5 protein-coding genes are annotated in these 7140 nt (G+C 64.4%); 3 read left to right on the forward strand and 2 right to left on the reverse strand.

Features of this window, described 5'->3' with window-relative positions; all coding sequences use genetic code 11:
- The 3 genes from A3764_RS19085 to A3764_RS19095 form a co-directional block, all read left to right on the forward strand.
- Window positions 1-1040, forward strand: a 1040-nt coding sequence (locus A3764_RS19085; protein ID WP_150122304.1) for a DUF4159 domain-containing protein, incomplete at its 5' end; no start/stop codon positions are given.
- Window positions 1037-3079: a hypothetical protein gene (locus A3764_RS19090; RefSeq protein WP_067926587.1), complete on the forward strand. Its 2043-nt coding sequence runs from the start codon at window positions 1037-1039 to the stop codon at window positions 3077-3079. The genes A3764_RS19085 and A3764_RS19090, both read left to right, overlap by 4 nt.
- Before the next feature lie 88 nt (window positions 3080-3167).
- On the forward strand, window positions 3168-5348 hold the full coding sequence (locus A3764_RS19095) for a response regulator (RefSeq protein ID WP_067926584.1): 2181 nt from the start codon (window positions 3168-3170) through the stop codon (window positions 5346-5348).
- On the opposite strand, the gene yaaA is transcribed toward A3764_RS19095, so the two are convergent.
- Together yaaA and A3764_RS19105 are read right to left on the reverse strand one after the other, a co-directional pair.
- Window positions 5333-6112 carry a peroxide stress protein YaaA gene (gene yaaA, locus A3764_RS19100; RefSeq protein WP_067926679.1) on the reverse strand — a complete coding sequence of 260 codons (780 nt, stop codon included), beginning with the start codon at window positions 6110-6112 and terminating at the stop codon, window positions 5333-5335. The genes A3764_RS19095 and yaaA overlap by 16 nt on opposite strands.
- 30 nt (window positions 6113-6142) lie before the next feature.
- Window positions 6143-7140, reverse strand: a 998-nt coding sequence (locus A3764_RS19105; protein ID WP_201722471.1) for an RQC domain-containing protein, incomplete at its 5' end; no start/stop codon positions are given.

Consider the following 7140-nt stretch of genomic DNA (forward strand, 5'->3'; position numbering starts at 1 on the left):
CGGGTGACAGGCGGATCGCACGCAATGTCATCGGCCCGGAGACGGAGCTTACCCCGGCGGGCTGGCCTGCCGACATTACGGTTCACGGGCTGTCCGTAGCCCCCGAACAACCGATCGCCGGCTGGCTGCTGGGACTGGCGATCCTGCTGCTGGCCGCCGACGCTGCCGCATCGCTGGCCCTGTCGGGCCGCCTGCTGAAGACAAGCAGCACAACCGTCGCCAGCGCGTTGCTGGTGCTGTCGCTCACCCTTGCACCGGAGAACCTCGGGGCCCAGACAGAAGCCGAAACCGAAGCGCTGAGTGCGGCGGCGGAAGTCTCGCTCGCCCATGTGCTGACCGGCAATCGTGAGGTCGACGATGTCGCCGCCGCGGGGTTGCGGGGGCTTTCGGATACGTTGTTCTTCCGCACCTCGGTAGAGCCTGCCCTGCCGTCCGGGGTAGATCTTGAAACGGACGAACTGGCATTCTACCCCATTCTCTACTGGCCGATCACGCCGGATCAGCCGCGCCCGTCCGACGCGGCCTATGTAAAGCTGAACGATTATTTGCGCTCCGGCGGGTTGATCCTGTTCGACACGCGCGATGCCGATATCGCGCGTTTCGGCACCGCCAGCGCCAACGGCAGGAAGCTGCAGGAACTGGCCGCACCGCTCGACATTCCACCGCTGGAGCCGGTGCCCACGGATCACGTACTGACGCGAACCTTCTATCTGCTACAGGATTTTCCGGGGCGGCATGCCAGCCGCGACATCTGGGTCGAAGCGGCCCCGCCGGATGCCGAAAAGGTCGAAGGGATGCCCTTCCGTAACCTGAATGACGGGGTGACGCCCGTCGTGATCGGCGGCAATGATTGGGCCTCGGCCTGGGCGGTGTCTGAAAACGGTGCGCCCCTGCTGCCGATCGGTCGCGGGTTTTCTGGCGACCGTCAGCGGGAACTTGCGCTGCGCTTCGGTGTCAATCTGATCATGCATGTGCTCACGGGCAACTACAAATCCGATCAGGTGCATGTGCCCGCGCTTCTGGACAGGTTGGGACAATGACGCATAGCATCGTTTTCGATCCCCTTCTGCCGATGGTGCTGCTCATCATACTGGCCGGTATCGCCGCTGCCGCTACTGTCTTGGCAGCGCTCCGCGGCCTCAAGGGCTGGGCATTGCGGGGGTTGGCCGCGCTGATCGTGCTGGCTGCCCTCATGGGGCCGTCCTTTCAGGTGGAGGACCGCGCGCCGCTTACCGATATCGTGATGCTGTTCGAGGACAAGAGCGCCAGCCAGCGGCTCGGTGACCGGGAGGAGCAGTCCTCGCGCGCCGCTGACGCCCTAGCCGAGCAGATCGCGGCCCGGCCCAACACGGAACTGCGGCGCATCACCGTTCCGGACAGCCCGGACGACGCGGGCACGCGGTTGATGACTTCGGTGGCCGATGCGCTCGCCGAAGAGCCCCGGGCGCGCATTTCGGGGCTGCTGGCCGTAAGCGACGGGCGTATCCACGATACCGATCTCGCGCTGGACCTGCCCGCGCCGATGCATCTGATCCTGACTGGAAAAGAAGATGACTGGGACCGGCGCCTGAGCGTACGCAACGCACCGGCATTCGCGATCATCGGCGAACCGGTGACGCTCACGCTGCGGATCGATGACATGGGGGCCGCGCCACAGGGCACGGGCCTCGCCCAGTTGGATATTTCAGTGGACGGAGAGCCGCCGCAATCCTTCGACATCCCCATCGGACAGGATATCGAACTGCCCGTCACCCTGCCCCACGGCGGGCGCAACGTCATCCAGTTCACTACGCCGGGCGTCGAAAGCGAACTGACCGACCGAAACAACGCCGCGCTAATCCAGATGAACGGTGTGCGGGATCGGCTGCGCGTGCTGCTGGTAAGTGGCGAACCGCACCCCGGCGGGCGCACGTGGCGGAACCTTCTGAAGTCCGACTCATCGGTCGATCTGGTGCATTTCACCATTTTGCGCCCCCCTGAAAAGCAGGATGGCGTGCCAGTCGACGAACTGTCGCTGATCGCCTTTCCGACCCGCGAACTCTTCATGGACAAGATCGCGGATTTCGACCTGATCATTTTTGACCGCTACAAGCGGCGCGGGATCCTGCCCGCCCTCTACCTGCAGAACGTTGCGGATTATGTTCGGCAGGGCGGGGCCGTTCTGGTCGCGGCGGGGCCGGACTTCGCCAGCGCGGACAGTCTCTACCGTTCGCCCCTTGGCGATGTGCTGCCCGCGACCCCCACCGCGCGGGTGCTCGCCGAACCCTATCTGCCCCGCGTCTCGGATATCGGCGAAAGGCACCCCGTGACTGCGGGGCTGCCCAACAACGGCGACTGGGGCCGCTGGCTGCGCCAGATCGACGTGACCAACCCCGCTGGGGCCGTCTTGCTCGAAGGGGTGGATGATCGCCCGCTGCTCATCCTTGACCGGGTGGAGCAGGGGCGCGTCGCGCTGCTTGCATCCGATCACGCGTGGCTGTGGAGCCGGGGCTACGAAGGCGGCGGCCCGCAACTGGAACTGCTGCGCAGGCTCGCCCACTGGATGATGGAGGAGCCGGAACTCGAAGAGGAGGCCCTTACCGCCACCGCAGAAGGCCAGACCATGCAGATCGTCCGGCGGACGTTGAAGGACAGCGTCCCCCCTCTCACGATCACCGGGCCGGACGGGTCGACCACCGAACTGGAACTGTCACCTACCGATCCCGGCCTTTTCACGGCGACGTTCCAAGGGCCGGAGATTGGCCTCTACCGCTTGGAAAACGGCGATCAGACCGCCGTGATCGGGCTTGGTCCTGCGGCGCCGCGCGAATTCGTCGAAACCATCGCGAGCGCCGACGCGATGGAGCCGATCCTCAACGCGCAGCGAGGAGGCTCGGCCCGGGTGGAAGATGGCCTGCCCCGGTTGCGCAACGTCCGGCCGGGCCGGCCCGCAGCCGGGCGCGGTTGGCTGGGCCTCACCCCGCGTGCGGCCTATGAAACCCGCGATGTGACACAGACGCCGCTGCTGCCGGGGTGGCTGGTCCTGCTGCTGAGCGCCGGTCTCATCATCGCCGCATGGCTGCGGGAAGGCCGTCGCTGAGGACATTTGCCCCCCTCGTCTTCGATTAAACAACTGTTCAGCATCTTCGAGCTATGGATCCGGGAAAGATTCAAGCAGGGAAAGCGGCATGAACCTTGCCAGCCGATTGACGGAGGAACGCCGGGGCAGGCTGAAGGCGGAACGTCTTCTGGAACTGAAACAGGCGGAGCTTTTCGCGGCCAATCGCAAACTGGGCCAACACGCACGGCAACTCTCGGAAGAGATCGTGGAAACCCGGGCGGAGGTCGAAACCATCCGCGATGAGAATCAGCGGGTGAAATCCGATCTGAGCGCGGCGAACCAGCGCATCGCCCTGACGGAACGGCGGCTGTGGCATTCTATCCAGACAATCGCCGACGGTTTCGCCTTTTTCAACGCGGATGACGAAATGATCATGGCGAACAAGGCCTATCTCGTCATTTTCGATGGGCTCGAACTCATCGGTCCCGGGGTGAATTACATGACGATCCTTCAGGTTCTGACCGAGGAAGGAATTATCGATACCGGCAGCCTGCTCCCGGCGGATTGGCGGGCCATGATGATGCAACGGCGCCAATCACCCGCGCCCCATCCCATGGTGATCAAGCTGTGGAACGGCAAACACATCAAGATGATCGACCGGCGCGGGCCGGGCGGAGACCTCGTGTCGCTCGGCATCGATATCACGGCGACGGTGGAATACGAGGCCCAGTTGAAGGAGGCCCGCGCCCTGGCCGAGCGCGCGAACCGGGCGAAATCGGTGTTCCTGGCGAATATGAGCCATGAAATCCGAACCCCGATGAATGGCGTTCTCGGTATGGCGGACCTGCTGGCAGACACTGTGCTTACCGGTGAACAGCAACTCTATGTCGAAACGATCAAGAACAGCAGCGAAGCGCTGGTCGTCATCATCAACGACGTGCTCGACTACTCGAAAATCGAAGCGGAAAAGCTGGACCTGAACCCCGAACCCTTCGACCTCGAACAGGCCATGCGGGAGGTTATCCTGCTGTTGCAGCCGGCCGCACGGGAAAAAGGTCTCTCCCTTCTGCTCGACTACGATATCGGCCTGCCCGCACAGCTGAATGGAGATGCCGGTCGGATTCGGCAGGTACTCACCAACCTGATCGGGAACGCGGTAAAGTTCACGGCCCAGGGCCATGTGCTTGTCCGGGCAGTGGGCCGCCCTTCTGCAGTTGCGGGGCACACGGGCCTTCACGTCTCCATCGAGGATACGGGCATCGGCATCTCACCCGCGATGGTGAGTGAGGTTTTCGACGAATTCAGCCAGGTTCAGAACACCTGCAATCGTCAGTTCGACGGGACAGGGCTTGGCCTTGCCATTTGCAGGCGGCTGATTGGCCTCATGAACGGCGAAATCTGGGTCGATTCACAGGAAGGCGAAGGTTCATGCTTCGGCTTCTCCCTCGATCTGCCCGTCGCCGCCGAAGCCCCCCACGTGCCAGAGAAACGGCCCCTCGGTGAATGCCATGTGCTGGTGGTCGACGATCTGGAGGTGAACCGGCTGATCGTGACACGGCAGCTCGAACAGTTCGGTGCCCGCGTGACCAGTTGCCGCGATGGCGCAGAAGCTTTGCGGCGCATGGACACCAGCGTGGATATCGTGCTGACGGATCATGAGATGCCGCGGATGAACGGCCTGCTCCTGGCCCGCGCTCTCAGGGGTGCGGGGTGCGAGGCCCCGATACTAATGCTCAGCTCGAACCCCGGAAGCGCCCAGCGTGACCCCGATGCAGGGCTGTTGCAGGCCCTTTTGCAAAAACCCCTGCCCCGCCGAACCCTCTGCGCCGAAATCGCCACCGCCCTCAAATCTTCGGAACGCGGGCCGCGCGCGTCGGCGCAAGGGCCCCGCCGGATGCGCGTGCTCGCGGCGGAGGATAACCGCACGAACCAGCTTGTCCTGCGGGAGATGGTCAAACACCTCGATCTTTCCCTCACCATGGCCGCGAATGGCGAGGAAGCATTGGATGCCTTCCGTGCGGAACGGCCGGACCTGATCTTCATGGATGTCTCGATGCCCTGCATGGACGGGCGCGAAGCCACCCGGCGCATCAGGGACTTCGAAGCGAGCGAAGGGGGGCATGTGCCGATCGTCGCGCTCACCGCCCATGCCATGCATGGCGACGATGCCGATATCCTCGCCGCGGGTGCGGATCATTATCTGGCAAAACCGCTGCGTAAATCGCAACTTCTCGGTCAGATCACCGCCGCGTGGAAAGACGGCATGGCCCCACTATGGCCCGGGGCCCCGCGTCAGCCTTCGGGATAGGGCCGCACGAATACCGGTTCTGCCTCTGTGGACAGGTCTTCGCGCCAAGTATAGCCGCCCGCTTCGAAGGCGCGCAGATCGGCGGGGTCGGAGAACCGGTTTTCGACAATGAAACGCGCCATTGCGCCCCGGGCCTTCTTGGCAAAGAAGCTGACGATCTTCGGCCCCTTCCCGTCGTCCTTGTCTTCCATGAAGCGCGGCGTGACCACATCGAGCTTGAGCGCCTTGGTCGGCACGGCGCCGAAATATTCCTGACTGGCGCAATTCACCAGAACCTTGGCACCCACAGCTTCGCCTTGGGCATTCAGCGCCTTTGCAATATCGTCGCGCCAGTATTCGTAAAGCGTGGCACCGCGCCGGGTCTTGAGACGGCTGCCCATCTCCAACCGGTAGGCCTGTATCGCATCGAGCGGTCGCAGCAGCCCATAGAGACCGGACAGGATGCGCAGATGGTCCTGTGCCCAATCCATCGCGTCCTCCCCCAGCGTTGCCGCTTCGAGACCCTGATAGGTGTCGCCCGCGAAGGCATGGATCGCGGGGCGGGTGGCGTCCGCTGTCGGCTCTGTCGTGAAGTCCTTGAACCGGTCACGGTTCAGCCGCGCCAGATCGTCGCTCAGCGACATCAGCGACTTGAGGTCGCGCAGGGGCAGGTTGCGGGCGGTTCGTGCAAGGCTGTCGGCTTCGGCGGCAAAGGCCGGTTCCGTCATCTTCTGCGACCGTTCGCTCCAGTCCAGCCGTTTCGCGGGTGAAATCACCACCAGCATCGCCATTCTCCCTCTGCTTTCGCAGGCTACCTAGCCCGCACCCCGCAGAACGTCCAGAAAGGCGGGGCCGAACCGGGCGGCGCGGCGCTCGCCCAGCACCCGTTCCAGTGTCGTATCGTCGGGATCGCGCAACTGTGCCACCTTGGCCAGTTGCGAGGCGGAGCAGCTTAACGGTTTGTCGGTGCCTTGCGTGCCGCGGGACAAATCCGCCTGAATCTGCAGCAGCCTGTCATAAAGCTCCCCTGCGTTGCGACCTGCCAGCTTTCGGCGGGTGGGATGCATTTCCCGAGCCTCCCCGTTGATCACTTCGAGGAAGGCCGAACCGTAGCTGTCCAGCTTCTTGGCCCCGACGCCGCCGATACGCGCCATCGCGTCGAGGTCGCCGGGCCGGGTCTGGGCCATCTCGATCAGGGTGCGGTCGGTAAAGATGATATAGGCCGGAACGCGCGCCGCTTCGGCCAGTGCCCGGCGCTTCGCCTTCAGCGCGCTGAGCAGGGGCGCGTCTTCGTCCGACACCAGCGCCTTGACCGCAGGGCGGCGTTCGCTCGCCGCGGCGGTGATCGTATCGCGGCGCAGGTCTATGCTGGCCTCCCCCCGCAGGATCGGCAGCGCCGCATCAGTCATGCGCAGCGCCCCGTGCCTTGTGGGGTCAGGGCGCACCAGATCGCGGCCCATCATCTGGCGGAACACGGCCTGCCACTGGCGCTTGTCGTATTCGCGACCCACCCCGAAGGTTGGCAGGTCTGCATGACCCCGCGCACGCACCTTGTCCGTCTCCTGCCCCAGCAGGATGTCAATCAGGTGGCCCGCGCCGAACCATTCATCGGTGCGCAGGATCGCAGACAGCGCCTTGCGCACGGCGGTGGTGCCGTCGAAGACTTCTGCCGGCGTTTCGCAGAGGTCGCAATTGCCGCAGCCCGTGATCGTTTCACCGAAATAGCCCAGCAGGGTCTGTCGACGGCACGCTAGAGCCTCGGCAAGCCCCAGCAGCGCGTTGAGCCGAGCGTGATCGGCCATGCGGCGTTCCG

The organism is Sulfitobacter sp. HI0129, assembly GCF_001635395.1.
In the GTDB taxonomy this organism is placed as follows: domain Bacteria; phylum Pseudomonadota; class Alphaproteobacteria; order Rhodobacterales; family Rhodobacteraceae; genus Sulfitobacter.

Bases quoted from the DNA above. Each gene is read 5' to 3' on its own strand.
- A3764_RS19090 (WP_067926587.1), top strand. From the start codon at position 1,037: ATGACGCATAGCATCGTTTTCGATCCCCTTCTGCCGATGGTGCTGCTC.
- A3764_RS19095 (WP_067926584.1), top strand. From the start codon at position 3,168: ATGAACCTTGCCAGCCGATTGACGGAGGAACGCCGGGGCAGGCTGAAG.
- yaaA (WP_067926679.1), bottom strand. From the start codon at position 6,112: ATGCTGGTGGTGATTTCACCCGCGAAACGGCTGGACTGGAGCGAACGG.